At 63.3% G+C, this 18391-nt stretch carries 16 protein-coding genes; 4 read left to right on the forward strand and 12 right to left on the reverse strand.

Annotation, left to right across the window (positions count from 1 at the left end):
- Window positions 1-75 precede the first annotated feature (75 nt).
- From GTP58_RS24835 to GTP58_RS24860, 6 genes are all read right to left on the reverse strand, one after another.
- Complete coding sequence (locus GTP58_RS24835; RefSeq protein WP_161079760.1) at window positions 76-1308, reverse strand: argininosuccinate synthase; 1233 nt, start codon at window positions 1306-1308, stop codon at window positions 76-78.
- A gap of 30 nt (window positions 1309-1338) precedes the next feature.
- Window positions 1339-2265: an ornithine carbamoyltransferase gene (argF, locus tag GTP58_RS24840; protein WP_072790273.1), complete on the reverse strand. Its 927-nt coding sequence runs from the start codon at window positions 2263-2265 to the stop codon at window positions 1339-1341.
- 87 nt (window positions 2266-2352) lie between these two features.
- Window positions 2353-3114: a type 1 glutamine amidotransferase domain-containing protein gene (locus GTP58_RS24845; protein WP_161079761.1), complete on the reverse strand. Its 762-nt coding sequence runs from the start codon at window positions 3112-3114 to the stop codon at window positions 2353-2355.
- 3 nt (window positions 3115-3117) lie between these two features.
- The gene (locus GTP58_RS24850; protein ID WP_161080073.1) at window positions 3118-5949 is read right to left on the reverse strand and encodes an ATP-binding protein; all 2832 of its coding nucleotides are present in this window, start codon (window positions 5947-5949) and stop codon (window positions 3118-3120) included.
- A 98-nt stretch (window positions 5950-6047) separates the two neighbouring features.
- Complete coding sequence (gene rsgA / locus GTP58_RS24855) at window positions 6048-6950, reverse strand: ribosome small subunit-dependent GTPase A (protein ID WP_161079762.1); 903 nt, start codon at window positions 6948-6950, stop codon at window positions 6048-6050.
- Window positions 6947-8215 carry a M48 family metallopeptidase gene (locus tag GTP58_RS24860; RefSeq protein ID WP_072790295.1) on the reverse strand — a complete coding sequence of 423 codons (1269 nt, stop codon included), beginning with the start codon at window positions 8213-8215 and terminating at the stop codon, window positions 6947-6949. The genes rsgA and GTP58_RS24860 overlap by 4 nt, the downstream gene beginning before the upstream one ends.
- A gap of 56 nt (window positions 8216-8271) precedes the next feature.
- Here GTP58_RS24860 and orn point away from each other — a divergent pair, with 56 nt between their 5' ends.
- From orn to GTP58_RS24880, 4 genes are all read left to right on the forward strand, one after another.
- Window positions 8272-8868 (forward strand): oligoribonuclease, encoded by a 597-nt coding sequence (gene orn, locus GTP58_RS24865; RefSeq protein ID WP_202413857.1) that lies wholly within the window; start codon window positions 8272-8274, stop codon window positions 8866-8868.
- Complete coding sequence (locus GTP58_RS24870; protein ID WP_161079763.1) at window positions 8868-9863, forward strand: DUF1176 domain-containing protein; 996 nt, start codon at window positions 8868-8870, stop codon at window positions 9861-9863. Before orn ends, GTP58_RS24870 begins: the two co-directional genes overlap by 1 nt.
- 90 nt (window positions 9864-9953) lie before the next feature.
- Window positions 9954-10814: an alpha/beta hydrolase gene (locus GTP58_RS24875; protein ID WP_161079764.1), complete on the forward strand. Its 861-nt coding sequence runs from the start codon at window positions 9954-9956 to the stop codon at window positions 10812-10814.
- A gap of 74 nt (window positions 10815-10888) precedes the next feature.
- Window positions 10889-11863, forward strand: a complete 975-nt coding sequence (locus GTP58_RS24880) for a hypothetical protein (RefSeq protein WP_161079765.1) — start codon at window positions 10889-10891, stop codon at window positions 11861-11863.
- Here GTP58_RS24880 and GTP58_RS24885 read toward each other — a convergent pair.
- The 6 genes from GTP58_RS24885 to GTP58_RS24910 all read right to left on the reverse strand — a co-directional run bounded on the left by GTP58_RS24885 (window position 11860) and on the right by GTP58_RS24910 (window position 18378).
- Window positions 11860-12735: a cupin-like domain-containing protein gene (locus GTP58_RS24885; protein ID WP_161079766.1), complete on the reverse strand. Its 876-nt coding sequence runs from the start codon at window positions 12733-12735 to the stop codon at window positions 11860-11862. The two genes, GTP58_RS24880 and GTP58_RS24885, sit on opposite strands and share 4 nt — an antisense overlap.
- 60 nt (window positions 12736-12795) lie before the next feature.
- Window positions 12796-13221, reverse strand: a complete 426-nt coding sequence (locus tag GTP58_RS24890; protein ID WP_161079767.1) for an STY0301 family protein — start codon at window positions 13219-13221, stop codon at window positions 12796-12798.
- Window positions 13222-13298: 77 nt separating this feature from the next.
- Window positions 13299-15482 (reverse strand): SulP family inorganic anion transporter, encoded by a 2184-nt coding sequence (locus GTP58_RS24895; RefSeq protein WP_161079768.1) that lies wholly within the window; start codon window positions 15480-15482, stop codon window positions 13299-13301.
- Window positions 15482-16810 (reverse strand): Nramp family divalent metal transporter, encoded by a 1329-nt coding sequence (locus GTP58_RS24900; RefSeq protein ID WP_161079769.1) that lies wholly within the window; start codon window positions 16808-16810, stop codon window positions 15482-15484. The genes GTP58_RS24895 and GTP58_RS24900 overlap by 1 nt, the downstream gene beginning before the upstream one ends.
- Before the next feature lie 51 nt (window positions 16811-16861).
- Window positions 16862-17686: a prolyl oligopeptidase family serine peptidase gene (locus GTP58_RS24905; RefSeq protein WP_161079770.1), complete on the reverse strand. Its 825-nt coding sequence runs from the start codon at window positions 17684-17686 to the stop codon at window positions 16862-16864.
- On the reverse strand, window positions 17683-18378 hold the full coding sequence (locus GTP58_RS24910; RefSeq protein WP_161079771.1) for a UPF0149 family protein: 696 nt from the start codon (window positions 18376-18378) through the stop codon (window positions 17683-17685). Before GTP58_RS24910 ends, GTP58_RS24905 begins: the two co-directional genes overlap by 4 nt.
- Window positions 18379-18391: the final 13 nt, after the last annotated feature.

The raw sequence follows: 18391 nt of genomic DNA on the forward strand, positions 1-18391 counted from the left end.
CAGGGCGTGGAAGCAATGTATCAAAAAAATGGCCGCTCAGCGAGCGGCCATTGATGCGGTGACGCGAAGCGTGGATTACTGGCCGCGCTTCAGGCGTGCGTTGGCGGCGATCCGCATGCGCAGCGCATTCAGTTTGATGAAGCCGCCGGCGTCGGCCTGGTTGTAGGCGCCGCCGTCTTCGTCGAAGGTGGCGATGTTCATATCAAACAGGGAGTCGGTCTTGGAGTCGCGCGACACCACGATCACATTGCCCTTGTACAGCTTGACGCGCACCCAGCCGTTGACGGTGGCCTGGGTGTGGTCGATCAGGGTCTGCAGCGCGACGCGCTCTGGCGCCCACCAGTAGCCGTTGTAGATCAGCGAAGCGTAGCGTGGCATCAGGTCGTCCTTGAGGTGGGCGACTTCGCGGTCCAGCGTGATCGATTCGATGGCGCGGTGCGCGCGCAGCATGATGGTGCCGCCTGGGGTTTCGTAGCAGCCGCGCGACTTCATGCCGACGTAGCGGTTTTCCACCAGGTCCAGACGGCCGATGCCATGCTTGCCGCCCAGGCGATTCAGTTCGGTCAGCACTGCGGCTGGCGAGAGGCGCACGCCGTTCAGCGCAACGATGTCACCTTTTTCGTATTCGATGTCCAGGTATTCGGCTTCGTTGGGCGCCTGCTCAGGGCTGACGGTCCAGCGCCACATCGATTCTTCGGCTTCGGCGCTTGGGTTTTCCAGGTGGCGGCCTTCGAACGAGATGTGCAGCAGGTTGGCGTCCATCGAGTACGGCGCGCCGCCGTTCTTGTGTTTCATGTCGATAGCGATGCCGGCGTCTTCCGCGTACTTGAGCAGTTTTTCACGCGACAGCAGATCCCATTCACGCCATGGCGCGATCACTTTCACGCCCGGTTTCAGCGCGTAGGCGCCCAGTTCGAAACGTACCTGGTCATTGCCCTTGCCGGTGGCGCCGTGCGAGATGGCGTCGGCGCCGGTTTGGTTGGCAATGTCGATCAGGCGCTTGGCGATCAGCGGACGCGCGATCGAGGTGCCCAGCAGGTATTCGCCTTCGTACACGGTATTGGCGCGGAACATCGGGAAGACGAAGTCGCGGACGAATTCTTCACGCACGTCATCGATGTAGATGTTCTCTGGCTTGATGCCGAACTTCAGCGCCTTGGCGCGTGCAGGTTCCAGCTCTTCACCCTGACCCAGGTCGGCGGTGAAGGTGACGATTTCGCATTGGTAGTTATCCTGCAGCCATTTGAGAATGACCGAGGTATCGAGGCCGCCCGAGTAGGCGAGGACTACTTTTTTAATGTCGCTCATGCTAGTTCCAAAGTGTGTGTGAAGTGTTCTTTATTTGCCGTCCAGACGGCCGAGCAGCAGGTACTCGATCAGCGCTTTCTGGATGTGCAGGCGGTTTTCCGCCTCGTCCCAGACCACCGATTGCGGGCCGTCGATGACGTCCGCCGAGACTTCCTCGCCGCGGTGCGCGGGCAGGCAGTGCATGAACAGGGCGTCCGGCGCGGCGCGCGCCATCTTGGTGCTGTCCACGATCCAGCCGTCGAAGGCTTTCAGACGGGCGGCGTTTTCCTCTTCGTAGCCCATGCTGGTCCAGACGTCGGTGTTGACCAGGTGCGCGCCCTCGCAGGCGTCCGACGGGTTGGCGAACAAGGTGAAACGGTCGGTGGAAACCAGCGACATGTCCATCTCGTAGCCGTGCGGCGTGGAGACGTTGACGTGGAAGCCGAATACCTCGGCCGCCTGCAGCCAGGAGTACAGCATGTTGTTGGCGTCACCTACCCACGCCACCGTCTTGCCGCTGATCGAGCCGCGGTGTTCGATGTAGGTGAAGATGTCGGCGAATACCTGGCATGGGTGATGTTCATTGGTCAGGCCATTAATCACCGGCACGCGCGAATTGGCGGCGAAACGCTCGATGATGTCCTGGCCAAAGGTACGCACCATGATGATGTCGCACATGCGCGACATGACCTGGCCGGCGTCTTCGACCGGTTCGCCGCGCCCCAGTTGCGAGTCGCGGGTGTTGAGATAGATAGCAGCGCCGCCCAGCTGGTGCATGCCGGCCTCGAAGGACAGGCGGGTACGGGTCGAGTTCTTGTCGAACACCATGACCAGGGTACGGTCGATCATCGGGTGGTAGATCTCGTAATTCTTGAACTTGCGCTTGATGATATGCGCGCGTTCAATCACGTATTCATACTCTTCCAGCGAGAGGTCGGAAAACTGCAGGTAATGCTTGATCGGTTTTTGCATGGGCATAATGACAACTGACAGATGGCTGAAGCTTAGCCGATCAATTATAAAGGCAATTCGGCGAATAGGGCTAATCGCCGCAGATTATGCTGTCTATACAGGTGCCACGGTGCGCTGCAGGTGCTGCACAAACGCGCTGGCGAGACGGTGGCAGTCGCCGGGCCAGCGGCCGGACAGGTAGTTGCCATCCTTGACAATGAAACCATGGCCGGGATGCGCTTCGCTGTCGCGCCTGGAGAGCAGCGGACCGTCGTCGAAATCCTCGGGACTGAGCAGGGCACGGCGCACTTCGGCGCGCACAGTTTCCTGGTAGGTGCGGTAGTAGCCGCCCAGCCACAGCCTGGTCAGCAGCCAGGCGCTCAGCTCCATCGACGGCGGCAGGGCAGTGGTCTTGCGGCCATATAGCACTGACTTGCCGGTGTGCGGATCGCGGGCGCGCGCCGCCAGTAGCACACCGTGGCAGACCGCGGCCACCGGTTTGTCGGCCTCGAAGAAGGCCAGGCAGATCGCCTGTGCGTGCGCCGATTCCAGCATGCTCCTGACGCCCTGCGCGTGGCCGCCCGGGATCATCAGGCCATCGTAGCCGGCCGGATCAACCTGGTCGTAAGGCAGCGGCGCGTTGAAGGCGGGCGAAGCGGCCATGGCGCGATAGCGGGCCAGCGCCGGCTTGCGTGTCATCAGGAAGGGATTCAGCAGGCCGAAACCGATGTCGGTCAGGCGGCGGTCGGCGTGGCCGGGCGCGCCGGCGGGCGTGGTGAACTGTACGTTGATGCCGGCCTGCGTCAGCGCATGCCACAGCACGGCGCTCTCGGTCGGGTCGTGATCAGCGGCGGGCAGGATGCACAGTATCTGCATGGGTCAGTGGTAGATCTGCGTGGTGGCTGACTGCTTGTGTTCCGGTGCGGTCAGCGGCAGGTCCAGCGTGAACGTGGTGCCATCGCGCGAACTGTGTACCGTAATCAGGCCGCCCATCAGCGAGGTGATGATGTTGTAGCTGATCGACAGTCCCAGGCCGCTGCCGCCTTGCCCCAGCTTGGTGGTGAAGAACGGGTCGAAGATGCGCGACATGTGCTCCGGCGCGATGCCGCCGCCATTGTCGCGGAAGGTTACTACTACGCGGCCATCCACCGGCGATTGCGCGCGCAGCCACATGCTGCCGCTGCGTTCACGCGTGAACGCATGCAGCAGCGCGTTGTTGATGAAGTTGGCGATGACCTGGCCATACGGCCCCGGATAGCTGTCCAGCGAAATCGCTTCCGGCACCTCGATCTCGATGCGGTGATTGGAGCCGCGGATGCGGTTCATCATGGTGGCGATGACTTCATGCGACACCTGCGCCAGATTGAACATGCGGCGCTGCTCTGTGGTGCGGTCGACCGCCACCTGCTTGAAGCTGTTGACCAGGTTGGCGGCGCTGTTCAGGCCACGCATCACCAGCTCATGGGCCTTGCGCGCGTCTTCCAGATAGGTGGCCAGCGATGAACGTTTCAGGCCGGGACCATTCATCTGCGCTTCCAGTTCTTCGGACTTTTGCTTGAGCGTGGAGGCGATCAGCAGGCTGTTGCCGATCGGCGTATTCAGCTCGTGCGCCACGCCCGCCATCAGCGCGCCCAGCGCGGCCAGCTTTTCCTGCGATACCAGCTGGGTTTGCGCGTCCTTGAGCTGGCGATAGGCTTCGGCGTTATCCAAAGCGATGGCGCCATAGGCGCACAGCGTGCGGAAGATCAGGCGTTCGCGTTCGCCGTAGGCGTTGCGCTGCCTGCTTTGCACGGTCATCACGCCCAGCGTGCGTTCGCCCACCAGCAGCGGCACGTACAGGGCGCTGGTCATGAGCTGCGTGCCCGGCGCGAGGAAGATGTCTTCCGGGCCGGCATCAGCGACGTAAATCTCCTGGCGTTCGCGCAGGCTGCGGGCGGCGTTGGCGCGCGGGTTGGCGATTTCAATGGTGTTGTTGGCCAGCGGCTGGCCATTCTCCATGCCGAACACGCGGCTGATGGTGTCGCAGCCCGGGTCGCAGATGTAGACCGCCATCGAATTGGCCGGCAGCAGCGCCTGCACGTGGCGATCCAGCGCCTTGAACACGGCGTCGGCATCGAGGTGGGTGGTGATTTCCTGGCCAATTGCCGACAGGCGCTCCAGCGTGGACGTGGTCTGCTGCAGCACCTGCACGCGGCGCGCTTCCGATGCCGCCAGCTCGCGGTGATGGTGGCCTTCGGCGCGGGCGTTTTCGGTCTGGTGCTGTACCTGCATGGCGATGGCGCGGTTGGTGGCGTCCTGGCTGTGGGTCTTCTCGCGTGCTGCTGCCGCCTGCTGCGCCGATGCGTAGGCTTTCTGGTAGTCGCCGATCTGCGCGTACTCGCGCGCCAGCGCTTCATGCAGGTCAGCGGGCAGCGTGTAGCCATTGATGTGGCCCGCCACCGCGAGCGCCTTGTGCAGGAAGTGCAGGGTGGCGTTAGGTTCGGTCATGCCGAGCGGTGTTGGCAACTGGTGGCGCAGATGGATCAGCGACATCACGCGCAGTGCCGCCACCTGGTTGTAGCGGTCGGCCTGCTGCTGCGCGAGGTAGGCCGCCTGTTCGGCCATCGCCATCGCCTCCTGTGGACGGTCGAGGAAGCACAGTGCGTGCGCCTGGCCGCGCCGGGCTACGCTCTGGAAGTCGGCGTGGCGCAGCGCCTCGCCGCGCGCTTCCAGCTTGCGGAAGGCGTCCAGCGCGGCGGTGTAGTCGCCTTTGTCGAGCGACAGGTCGCCCAGATAGTGCAGGGCGGTGGCGTAGCTGCGCGCACCCGACAACGGCGTCAGTATCTGCAAGGCTTCCTGCAGCAGCTCACCGGTCGCCTCCAGCCGCCCCAGGCGGCGCATGGTGTCGGCCGTGTGCATCAGGCAGGCGCCGATGCTGCGCGGCCAACCGGTAGGCCGTGCCAGATCGAGCGCGCTTTCCATCCATTCCAGCGCTGCGTGGTGGTCGTTGAGCAGCGTGAAATCCAGGCCGATATTGATGGCGGCGGTGATGGCCATGCGCAGCTGGCCGGTTTCCAGCGCGGCTTCATAGCAGCGCAGGTAGTGCGCGGCGGCGCCGCCGAAATCGCTGGCCTGGCTGGCGGCCAGACCGTAGTAATCGTAGACCCAGCTGGCGACAGTCTGCAGCGCCTCGTCGTCCTTGCTGAAGCGCTGTGCCCAGCGCTGCTGTGCGCTGGGCAGGTCATGCAACACGCTCCAGCGCGCGTTGACGGCATCGGCAATGGCGCAGCGTTGTGTGTCGCCGGCTTCGCGCGAGGCGGCGGCCATGGATTCGAGTTCGGTTTCCGCGCGCGGATGGTTGCCGCCGTCGATGGCGACCCAGGCGCGCAGCCAGTGGGCGTCGGCGCGGCCGATAGCGTTGTTGAGTGTGGTGAAAGTGGCACAGGCATCAGCCGCCTGTTTGTCGGCGGCGTCCAGTTTGCCGGCCAGCCAGTTGCCTTCCGCCTGCACCAGCAGGAAGCGCGCGGCGATCGCCTGCGCATCGGCGTCGGGAAGGCCGGCGGCGGGCAGCAGCGCCATGCCTTCGCTGGCCAGGTCCAGCGCGCGCGGCGTGTCGCGCTGGCGCAGATGCCATGCCAGCGGCAATAGCATCGGCAGCCGCGCAGCACCACGCAAGGGCGGCAGGGCTGCCTCCCAATCGGCCAACGCGTCATCCAGCGCAAACATGTCCATCACATACCTTCCTTGTACCGCGCGCCGCAGCTGGGGCTGGGCTGCTGATGGAAACGCGCGGAAATTGCCTCAGGGCATTATAGCCCTAAAACTTATTTTTAATACAGTGTCTGTGATGATTCATGCAAGAGCTGTGCATACAAAGTGTGGCGCATTTTGGCGATCTTGCCTTCCTCGACGGCCGCCAATACCGCGCACTGCGGTTCGATCAGGTGACGGCAGTTGTAGAACTTGCAATGGCCGAGGTAGGGTTCAAACTCGACAAAGGCGCGTTCCAGCATGCCCTCGCTCAGGTGGTAGAGGCCGAACTCCTGGAAGCCCGGCGAATCGATGATGGCCGATTCCGGTCCCAGGTCCGGCAGCGTGTACAGCCGGGTAAAGGTGGTGGTGTGCTTGCCGGTGTCGAGCGCGGCGGAAATTTCGCGCGTGGCAATGTCCGCTTCCGGCACCAGCAGGTTGATCAACGAGGACTTGCCCATGCCCGACTGGCCGATCAGGATTGACGATTGGCCCGCCAGCAGCGGGCGCAGCGTGGCAATCGTGTCTTCCGGCTGGGCCGTGGCCGACACTTCGTGCACCGGATAGCCCAGCGCCGCGTACGGCGCCACGCGTTCGCGCGTGCGTGGCAGCGCGGCGGCGACGTCGGTCTTGTTGAGGATCAGGTGGGCCTTGATGCCGGCCGCTTCCGCCGCCACCAGCGCGCGCGACACCAGGTCGTCGGTGAAGCCGGGTTCGGTGGCGACCACGATGAACAGCTGCGTCAAATTGGCGGCCAGCAGCTTGGACTTGTACTGGTCCGAGCGGTACAGCAGGGTTTTGCGCTCTTCGATCTTGTCGATCACGCCCTGGTCGGCCGAGGTCAGCGTAATGTGGACGATGTCGCCAACGGCAACATTGGTCTTTTTGCCACGCGTGACGCATTGCAGCTTGAGGCCGTCCGACTCGGCCAGGTAGTGGCGGCCATGGGCGGCGATGATGGTGGCGGTACGTTTCTCGCTCATTGTGCCGCCAGATTCAGTTGACGGATGCGGACGCTGGCCGGCGGGTGCGAGTCGTAAAACGCCGAATGCAGCGGGTCGGGCGTCAGTGTCGAGGCATTGTCTTCATACATTTTGACCAGCGCCGACACCAGGTCGCGCGCGTCGGTGTATTTGGCGGCGAAGGCGTCCGCTTCAAACTCATGCTTGCGCGAGCCGATCGACGCCAGCGGCGCGAACAGGAAGGTGAATACCGGCAGCACCAGCATGAACAGCAGCAGCGCCATGGCGTCGTTGGCCTGGCCTGGCAGCGTCAGCGGATTGATGCCGAGGCCGTCGTAAAACCAGGGCTGTACCTTGAGGTAGCCCAGCATGGCCATGAACGCCAGCGACAGCGCAAAGATCATCGCCAGGCGCTTGATGATGTGCTTGAGCTTGAAGTGGCCCAGCTCGTGCGCCAGCACTGCTTCGATTTCCTGCGGTTGCAGGCGCGCCAGCAGGGTGTCGAAAAACACGATGCGCTTGGTTGCGCCAAAACCGGAGAAGTAGGCATTGCCATGCGCGCTGCGCTTGGAGCCGTCCATCACAAACAGGCCGCGCGAGGCAAAGCCCACGCGCGCCACCAGGCCTTCAATGCGGCTTTTGAGCGCCTCGTCTTCCAGCGGCGTAAATTTGTTAAACAGCGGCAGGATCAGATTGGGCGCCAGCGCCATCATCAGCAGCTGGAAGCCGGTCCAGACCAGCCACGCGTAGATCCACCACAGGTCGCCCGCTTGCGCCATCAGGGTCAGAATCACCCACGCCAGCGGCAGGCCCAGCGCAGCGCCAATGGCGGTCGAGATCGCCAGATCCTTGAAGAACAGGCCTTTCCCCATCTTGTTAAAACCGAAATGCTGCTCCAGACCGAACTGCTTGTAATAGTCGAACGGCAGGTCGATCAGGCCAGAGATGGCGGCAAATGCTGCCAGCAGCGCTAGCTGGTAGCCCATGCCGGGGCCGGTGAGGTTGAAGATCTGTACCGACAGCCACTGCAGGCCGCCCAGCAGCGTAAAGCCGATCAGCAGCAAGGTGTTGACCATCAGCGTCAGCAGGCCGTACTTGGTGCGCGCGATGGTGTAGTCCGCGGCCTTCTGGTGGGCGGCGAGCGGTATCTTTTCTGCAAATTCCGCGGGGACGGCGCTGCGATGGGCCAGCACATGGCGGATATGGCGCGAGGCCAGCCAAAAGCGGACCAGCAGCGTCAAAATGATGAAAGATACGAACAAAATCGAAAACGCGAGTGAATACATTCTGTGCCTGTGAGAAAATGGCAGATTCGGATTAATTTAGCCAAGAGAAGAGAATTATGTCACAAGCTACTGATTTGCCAGAGGGTTCCGCCGCTGTTCCTGCGACGCCGCGCCAGAACGAGTTCAATCTGGTGTGGGTTGATATGGAAATGACCGGCCTGGAGCCGGACACCGACCGTATTATCGAAGTGGCCATGGTCATCACCGATATGCACCTGAACGTGCTGGCCGAAGGCCCGGTGTTTGCCATCCACCAGTCGGATGAAACCCTGGACAAAATGGATGCCTGGAACAAGGGCACGCACGGCCGCTCGGGCCTGGTGGACCGCGTCAAAGCGTCGACCGTGACCGAAGCCCATGCAGAAGAAGAGCTGATCAAGTTCATGAAGCTGTGGGTGCCAAAAGGCAAAGCGCCGATGTGCGGCAACACCATCGGCCAGGACCGCCGCTTCATGGTGCGCTACATGCCGAAGCTGGAAGCGTTCTTCCACTACCGGAATATCGACGTGTCGACGCTCAAGGAACTGGGCAAGCGCTGGAAGCCGGAGATGGTCAGCGGCTTCAAGAAAGCGCAGAAGCACACCGCGCTGGCCGACATCGTCGAGTCGATCGAAGAACTGAAGTACTACCGCGAGCACTTCATCAAGCTGTGATGAAGGCGCTACTGCTGGCGCTGGGCGCCTTGACCTCTCTTGGCGCGTCGGCGCAGCAGTTTTCCTATGGCGACTGGGCTGTCTCGTGCGACAACACGCGGCATTGCGAGGCGGTCGGCTATCAGCGTGAAGACGCCGAGCTGCCGGTGACCATGTGGCTGGCGCGCGATGCGGGCGGCAATGCACCGGTCACGGTGCGTATCGATGCGCAGTCGGAGCAGGACAGCACCGGACCGTACAGCATCCGTGTCGGCAAGGTGGCCGTGAGTGGCATCAAGCAGGATGGGACGCTGAGCGCGGAACAGATCGCGCGCCTGCTGCCGGCCATGAAGGAGGCCGACAGCGCCATCGTCACCGATAACAAACATCAGTGGGAACTGTCGCTGGCCGGCATGAAGGCGGCGCTGCTCAAGATCGATGATGTGCAGGGGCGTGTGCTGAGCGTGACCGCGCTGGCGCGTCCGGGCCTCAAGCCGGCCAGCGCCGTACCTGCCGCGCTGCCTGCGCCCGTGCTGCGTGCGGCGCCTGTGCTGGCGTCGCGCGACAGCGACCAGAAGCTGCTGCCGGCGATCCTGAAAGTGCTGCGCGATGCGGACTGCGATGCCGATGCGCCCAACGCGGACGAACGCCGCAACAGCGAAATCTACCGGCTGTCCGCCAGCGAAGTGCTGGTGTTCCGTGAATGCACACGTGGTGCTTATCAGGCGTCGTATGGCATCTGGCGTGTGAGCGACAAGTCGCCGTACAAGGCGGTGCGCGTCGTGCTGCCGACCGTCAGCGGCGGCCAGCCCGACGATATGCTGATCGAGCCTTCGTTCGACAAAGGCGTATTGAGCTCCTTTGCCAAGGGGCGCGGGCTGGCCGATTGCGGCAGCTTCGATCAATGGCTGTGGACTGCCGACGGTTTCAAGCTGCTGGAGTCGTCGGAAGGACCGATGTGCCGTGGCATGCCCGGCGGCGGCTTCATGCTGCGGCGCTGGACTGCGAAACACTAACTCACTAGCGCATCGGTGGTGCTGTGGCGCACGGTGAAGCTGCAGACGCAGGTCTACAGTAGGGCATCTTAAACCGCCTCCTTCGCCGCCATGACACGGTCTTCCATCCTGCTGCTGGCTGCAGTGCCGCTGTTGCTGGCGGTACTGGCTGCCTGTTCGCCGCTCACCGCGCTGAATGCCCTCACGCCTGGCACGGCGTCTGAACGCACGGCCAATCTGGCTTACGGCGACGGCCCGCGCCGCAAGCTGGACGTCTACCAGCCCCGTGATGCGCACGGCGCCGCGCCGGTGGTGGTGTTTTTCTACGGCGGTAACTGGGTCGCGGGTGAGCGCGAAGACTATGCGTTTGTCGGCCGTGCGCTGGCTTCGCGTGGCATCGTCACCGTGATTGCCGATTACCGGCTGTATCCCGAAGTGAGCTATCCGGACTTTCTAAAAGATGCGGCGCAAGCGGTGGCATGGGCGCACCGCGAGGCCGGGCATTATGGCGGCGATCCGCAACGCCTGTTCGTCATGGGCCACAGCGCGGGCGCCTACAACGCTGCCATGATCGCGCTGGACGGCCGCTGGCTGGCGGAGCAGGGCATGACGCCATCCGCACTGCGCGGCTGGATCGGCTTGGCCGGGCCGTATGATTTCCTGCCGATCGAAAATCCGACCACCAAACCGGTGTTTCACTTCCCTGCCACGCCGCCTGAGTCGCAGCCCATCCATCACGTCACTGCGGCCAGTCCGCCAGCGTTGCTGATCGCGGCGCGTAGCGACAAGCTGGTCAATCCCACGCGTAACACGGCCCATCTGGCGGCTGCGCTGCGCGCACAGCACGTACCGGTGCAGGAGCTGTACTACGACAAGGTGAGCCATACCACGCTGATCGCGACCTTTGCCACGCCGCTGCGCTGGCTATCGCCGGCCCTGGAGGATGTGGCGGCGTTTGTGCAGAGGCCCTGAATCGCGCGCCGCGATTTTCTTTTTGGAATTATCATTTCGCAAATATCAACTTACCAATATTTATTTGCGAAACCATGTCCGATATCCTGGAACCCTCTCCGCCCGTCCTTCCCGCCGAACCGCCGCCGGTCAAAAAGAAACCCCGCTGGGGACGCTATGTGCTGTATGCGCTGGCAACGCTTGGCGTGCTGGCGATACTGCTGGTCGTGGCAGCCTTCTACAAGGCCAATAAAGGGCCGGTACTGGTCAAGATTGACGAGACCGCTTCTATCGACGAGTCCATGACCCGCAACTACGGCAAGTACTCGCCCGAGAAAAAAGGCTGGGTGTACGTGGATGAAAACAACCAGCCCTTCCTGGTGCGCGTGATCCAGCAGGCGCGCATTGAAGCGGTGGGCGCCAGCGACGAGCTGTACTTTGCCGTGAGCGGCACCGGCCTCGGCGCCAGCCAGAGCAGTTTTTATGGCGTGTTCCAGATCCGTTCGGACGGCAAGGGCGGCGACGGCCTGGTGGAAATCAGCGATCCGCACCGCTACGACAGTCCGGTACCCGTGACGCCGGAAAGAGTGCGCTTTGAGGCCTTGTCGGAAAATACCTGGGCCTGGGTGATCAAGACCCAGGATGCCTCCAATCCCAAGCAGGACCGGGTGAGCGTCAACAACGTCATGCTGGCGCCGCACGGCGACACGATTGCAGTGCTGGCCAATTTCAAGGCGTCGGCGGAATCTGATCCGGGGGATTGTGCGCAGGCCAATGCCGAGCATGAATCGTGGCAGAAGCAGATGACGCAATACGAGAACCTGCCGGAGAACGCATCGGATGAAGACGTCATGAGTGCCGAGGCGCTCTCGGACAACGAGCCGCGCCGCTGTGAGCGCGTGCGCTGGAGCTACACCACCGCGCCCGTGGTGAGTGCCCAGCCAGGTCCGCTCACCGTTTCCGTCAAAGGATCGCAGTACGGCGTGCCGGTGGAGGGCAAGACCTGGAAAGTCATGTTCGACAGCAAGGCCTTTGTGTACAACGTGCCGGCTGAGTTGATCCCGGATTAAAGCCCACGCAACACGAAGGGCACGCCTCTGGCCCAGCGGTTGGACGACAGCGAGAACGTCAGCGCGCGCACCTGGTGGTACCAGCCGGCCGGCACATACAGCATGTCGCCAGGATGCACGATGACTTCGATCATCGTGGCCTGGCGGGCCAGCGGAAACTGAGTGTAGTCCGGCGCCTCCGGATCGAACGGAGAGCCAAACAGGATCGGGTTCGCTTCACGCGGATAGATGAATTCGTCGTGGTGCGGTGGCGACAGGAAGATGCGCTTGGTGCCCCAGATCTGGGCGAAGATATTGTCGTCGTAATCGCAGTGCAGCGGCGTCACCGTGCCGGCCGGGCCGATCCAGAAGCGGGGCGGTCCCATCTTGTCGAAATACGAGGGCCAGTGGCACATGCGGTTCAGCTCGCGCAGTTCCAGGTTGCCGAGATAGGGCGGCAGGCCTTCCGTGGCGGCGGCCAGGTCGAGATATTCGGCCATCGTCATGTCGGCCATCGCGCGGTCGGCGGCAAACGCGGTGCCGATGTAATCGCCAACACGGGCGCGCACGTGCAGATGGCTGTACTGCTCGCGCAGAATGCCGGGCGCTTGCGCGGTCAGTGGCCAGCGGCCGACGATGCCCTCGATCAGAAACGGCAAACCCTGCGCAGCGCGCTCGCGGAATGCCGCCGCATCCATGGCCCGCACGCGCGGCACTTCCTGGATGACCGGCAGGCTGCGTGAGGCCTGCTTGATCTGCTCACGCATCGCGTGAATCGACGCCACCCCACGCACCTGCGCATCGCGCGCCTCCAGCGCCAGCTTCTTGGCCGCCGCTTCCTCCGGCGACAGCACAATACGCGGCGGCAGCTTGTTTGATACTTCTTTCGACATAAGCCCTTCCTTGATGGGGCATCTATTTTACGCGATGCATGGCCCAAGGCAGCCAAGCGCTCATTCGCACTCGAAAGAGATGACGCCGTTTTTCTTTTTCCCCCGCAGCGCCTCTTTCAAATAGCATTGTCCGGCACTGTCAGGGATTCTTTTTCCCAGCAACAGACGTGAGTTGTTGTAAATGCAGGCTACCCAATAGGGGCGCGAGTCCGGAGCAAGATGCCAGATTGTTGTCTCGCCTGCAGTAGAGTTGATCGTCTGGTCAGGGACAAGCGTACCGGCTTCGCCTGGATGACCGACGTAGACCGCGATGCTGACAAGTGAGGGCGCTGTCAGGCCCTCGTCGGCGATGGGTTCCCATTCGTCATTCCGCGCATCGGTTGTTTGTTGAACGCTGATGGTCTGTGGGCATTGGATCGTGATTGGGGCCGCCCACGCAGCCTGCGCGCAGCCGGACAGGTACATGACAAAAAGAGCAGTCTTCATGATGACCCCTTTTTTGAAAAAATAGGAGCTACTGTTATATGTTGAAGATTGCTGTGGAGTATTGAGGAAGGTCCAGCTCAGTAAGCGGCGCGGATGGTTTCGTTGGTGATGGCGAGGCGTGAGGCCAGCGTGTTGACGACGTAGCGGTGGAATTGCTGGGCGGTGTCGCCGTCTTCCGCTTCCATGCGTTGCAGGGCTGCCAGCGATAGGCTGCGCACCAGGGTTGGCACATCAGCGCGGACGTCGGCGCTGCGGGGATTCTGGGTGTACAGCGCCATCTCGCCGACGATGGTGCCGGCGCCGAAGGAGCGCAGGCGCAGGGCGTCGCCGTTGGTCATCGGCAGCGAGACGGTGACGCGGCCGTATTCGACGATGTAGACGGCATCGCCAGGATCGCCACGCGTGAACAGCAGTTCGCCCGCCGCCAGCTGGCGCGGCACCAGCTGCGCATTAAGCCGCGCCAGCGCAGCACGCGTGAAGTGGGTCTGCAGCCCGGCCGCCGTGCCTTGCTGATGCGGGAAAGTCGCCAGGATCTGTTCCTCTATCCATTCCATGCCCGCGTCCAGGCTGCCGAAGTCCTGCACGGTGTTGCTGAACATGCCCGCGCGGGCAAGCAGCTGACGCGCGTCGGCCGGCAGGGCGGTCAGCACCAGCGTGACACCTGCGGTATCGCTGATCTGCCGCAGCTTCATGAAGCTCACGGAGGTGGAAGCGTCCAGGCCGTCGATGCGGCGGAAGTCCAGCACGACAAAGTGCGGCGCCACGCCAGCCGTCAGCCGTGCGCGCACATGCTGCAAAATCGAATTGGCGGTGGCGAAGAATAGGAAGCCGTGCAGGCTGGCGCCAACGACCTGTTCGCCATGCTCGCGCAGCAGCGCCGTATCCGCCATCGAGCGCTCGACGTTGGAGCTGAATGTGCGGCCGTCAAACTCGCTGCGGATCACGCTGATGCGGCCATACTTGACCACAAACAGCACGCAGGCGGCAATGATGCCCAGCCCAACGCCGGACACCACGCCATACACGGCGATCACCACCACGATCAGCGGAATCAGCAGGTATTCAGCGCGTCCCAGCTTGCGGTAGGAATTGACCAGCCATTCGCGGATCAGGCCGATGCCGATATACAGTTGCAGGCCGACCAGCACGGACTTGGGCATCCAGCCGATCAGGCCGGGAAAGAGGGCGATGACGATGAGGCAGCCCGCCGCAGCCGCCAGGCCACTGCTGCGGCCGGAGGCGCCCGCGCGGCGGTTGAGCAGCGTGCGGCTCAGCGACTGGTAGCCGACGATCCCGCCCAGCGCGCCGCATAGCAGATTCGCCAGGCCCGCCGCGCGCATCTCCTGGTTCAGGTCGGGATCCTGCTGGCAAGCCAGGCCGGCGCCCGTGGCGTTGAGCAGGATGGTCAGCGCGGAGACGGCTGCCACCACAAAAAATTCCGGCAGGTGGTGGGCTATGACGGCCCAGTCGATCTGCCCTGGCGGCAGCGACATCGGCAATTGCAGCGCCGAGAGCGGCACGCTTTCAAACAGCAGGCCCAGATGGCGTGCGCGTTCGGGCGTCATGCCGGTCAGGGCCAGTCCCGCAAAGAACACCAGCAAGCCCGAGCCGATGCCGATGGGGACCACCAGCGTGAAGCGCCTGATGTAGCGCGCGCCGGTCAGCAGCACGGCGCACACCACCACAGCTGGCAGCCAGGCCAGCCACGACAGTTCACCCAGCGCGCCCAGGTGCGACCAGTGCAGATTCTCGCCGGTCAGCACACGGAACGAGCCTGCCAGCAGCAGATAGCCCGTGCCCGCCAGGTAGCCTCCCATCACCGGATACGGCAGGAACTGAATCAGCGTGCTGCCTCTGGCCGCGCCCAGCCCATACAGCAGCGCGCCGCTGACCAGTGAGCTCAGCGCCAAAGCCGCCAGCAGTGTCATCAGCAGGTCATGCCCGCCGCTCGGCACCGCCATGTCCGCCGCCATGCCGCTGGCCATGCCGGCCAGGATGGCGGCCGAGTTGCCATCCGGTCCGCCGATGGAAAACTTGATCGAGCTGCACAGTGCAATCACCGACGCCGCCACCACGCAGCTCATGAGCGTGACCAGCACACCCGCGTGCTGGTACTGCGCCAGGTCGCCGCTGAAGATCAGCGCCGCATAGCTGAGCGCGTAGCACAGCATCACGACCGAGGACAACAGCCCGGCGCCGATATTGGCCGGCAGCGTGCCGGCGCTGGCCGGCGGCGGCTGCAATCTGACGGCCGGGCGCATCAGGCGAACGCCTGCCACACCAGCCAGGCATTGGCGGCGGAGATGATCGCAAACAGGCACCACGACAGCGCCATGGTCCACCAGGCGTTGACGAAGTTGCCCATGATGCGTTGCTGCGAGGTCAGGCTCACCAGCGGATACATGGCAAACGGCAGTTGCATGCTCAACACTACCTGGCTCAGCACCAGCAGCTTGCCGACCGAATGCTCGCCCAGCACCAGCACGCCGATCATGGCCGGCACCAGCGCCAGGCCGCGCGTGATGGCACGCCGCTGCCAGCACGGAATCTTCATTTTCAGAAAGCCTTCCATGATGACTTGCCCTGCAATGGTGCCGGTGAAGGTGGAGCTTTGGCCCGACGCCAGCAAGGCCAGGCCAAACAGAATGGCGGCCAACGCCGTGCCGGCGACCGGCTCCAGCAGGCGGTAGGCGTCGTCGATGTCGAGCACGCGGTCATTGCCCGGCTGGTAGAACGCGGCCGCCGCCAGCACCAGGATGGCGCCGTTGATCAGCAAGGCCAGCAGCAGCGACACAATCGTATCGATGCGCGACAGGTTGATGGCCTGGCGTTTGGCGCTGTCCTGTTTTGCGACCACACGTGTCTGCACCACCGACGAATGCAGGTAGAGGTTATGCGGCATTACGGTGGCGCCCAGGATGCCGATGGCCAGGTACAGCGGCTCGCGCTGCGACAGTGTGGTGATGGATGGGACGAGGCCGGCGGCCACGGCGTGCCAGTCCGGCTGCACGAAAACCAGTTCGGCCAACAGACAGATGGCGACCGTCAGGATCAGGCCCAGCACAATCGCCTCGACCTGGCGGAAGCCTTTGCCTTTGAGGCCGAGCACAATCAGCGTATCCAGCGCGGTCAGCGCCACGCCGACCGGGAGCGACACGCCCAGCAACAGTTTGAACGCGAGCGCACAGCCCAGCACTTCGGCCAGATCGCAGGCAATGATGGAAATTTCAGCGAAGCCCCACAGCGCCTTGCCGACTGCGGGCGGATATTGTTCGCGGCAATGCACCGCCAGGTCCTTGCCGGTGACGATGCCCAGCCGCATGCTCAGACATTGCAGCACAATCGCCGCCAGGCTGGATAGCACCACCACAAACAGCAGCTGATAACCGAACTGCGAACCGCCCTGAATCGCTGTGGCCCAGTTGCCCGGGTCCATATAGCCGACCGACACCAGCAGGCCGGGGCCGGCAAAGCGCAGGACTTTCTTCCAGAAGGGATCGCTTTCCGGCACCGCGACGGTGCCCGCGACTTCGGAAGGACAGAACGGCGCAGTCGCGGTGGTGGGCAGCTTGAACGGGAACATAGGCATTCTGCAAAAAGATGCCTAAATTCTACTTTAGAAAGTGCCTTGACGCCTCTGTCATTGGGCGAACAGCCACACTCGCCAGGCTTTGGACAACAGCATATCGTCCGGCACCTGGTGCGGCATGCCCTGATATTCCAGCAAGCGGACCCTGGCGCCTGGCTGGCGCTGCAAGGCGGCGACCATGGCGCGGTCGGGCGCGATAGGGTTGTCGCGGTCGGCGGTGCCATGCACGATCAGCAGCGGCGTGGTGGCGAGCCGCGCAGCGGCGCTGCGTTCGGGCGGCACGCCAGAGAAAGCTGCGGCGGCAGCAAACATGCTCGGCCGTTGCAACAGGGCTTGCGTCGCGGCCGAGGCGCCCATCGAAAAGCCGGTGATGTAGATGCGTTTGGCGTCGATGGGGTAGCGCTGGCGCAGATCGTCCACCAGCGCGGTCAGCGTGGGGAGGTTCGGGCCGGGACTGGCGGCCAGCAGGCCGTCGGCCGCGGAGCGCTGGTAGTTGGCGCTGCGTTCGGGGAATTGCGGCGCCAGGACGTATGCGGGAAAGCTGGCGCGGATATCCGGGGCGGACCACGACAGGGCCAATGCGCCCAGCTGGCTCAGGTTGTCGTGGCCGATGCCGCCGGAGCCATGCAGGACGATCACCAGCGGGTAGCGTTTGGCGCCATCAACCGTGGCTGGCGGCAGCAGCCGGTAGGGCAAGGTGTTTTTGCCGGAGTGGAAGCTGCCGGCGGTCCAGACCTTGCGGTCCAGATTTTGCAGCAGCGTAGCATCGGCGGCCTGCGTGGCCGCCGTGGTACGGTCCGTCAGCAGTTCGGTTTGCGCGGCGAGGTTTGCAGTCAGGCAGGCCAGTGTCAGCAACAGCGCCGCGCGCGCCATCATTCGGCGGACTCGGCGCCGTGGCACTTCTTGAACTTCTTGCCGCTGCCGCATGGGCAGTCGTCATTGCGGCCAACCTTTGGTTCTTCGCGCTTGACGGTTTCCACGGCGGCCTTGCGGCGTGGCAGCCAGAACTTGTAGATGTTGGGCAGGTTGGCTTCCAGTTCCAGCGCCAGCTTGTGGGCCTTGACCGGATCTTCTACCAGCGCCAGTTCCTCCTCTTCGATTTCGTCCGCGCCCAGCAGATACACAGGGCGCATGAGGTCGGCCACTTCCGAATCCCAGATCGGCTGCCACGAGCCTGGACGCAGGTCCATGCCTTCATAGAAGCCCCAGCACCAGGCTTCGGCGTTGATCAGGGTCTGGCCTTCGTGCTCGTGCTCGACGAACAGCGGCTCGAATTCTTTCGGCGCCACTTCAAACGTCACCAGCACTTCGTTCATGAAGCGCATGATGAGGTGGATGATGCGCTGCTCTTCCTTCTCGTGTTTGAAGGACGGGATGTCGGTGTCTTCCTTGCCCCAGACTTTCTTCAGCCATTCGGATGGCATGATGGATTCCGGGCCGATGGCGATGGCCGTCAGATAGCCATGCAGCATGTCCATGGTCATCGCATCTTCTGGCGTGCGGTCGGACAGCAGGAAGCTGTCCAGTTCGTCGAATTCTTTTTCGCTCAAGGGCTGATCGAGTTGCATAGCGTGCTCTTTT

The sequence above is a fragment of the Duganella sp. CY15W genome (assembly GCF_009857555.1).
In the GTDB taxonomy this organism is placed as follows: domain Bacteria; phylum Pseudomonadota; class Gammaproteobacteria; order Burkholderiales; family Burkholderiaceae_D; genus Rugamonas; species Rugamonas sacchari.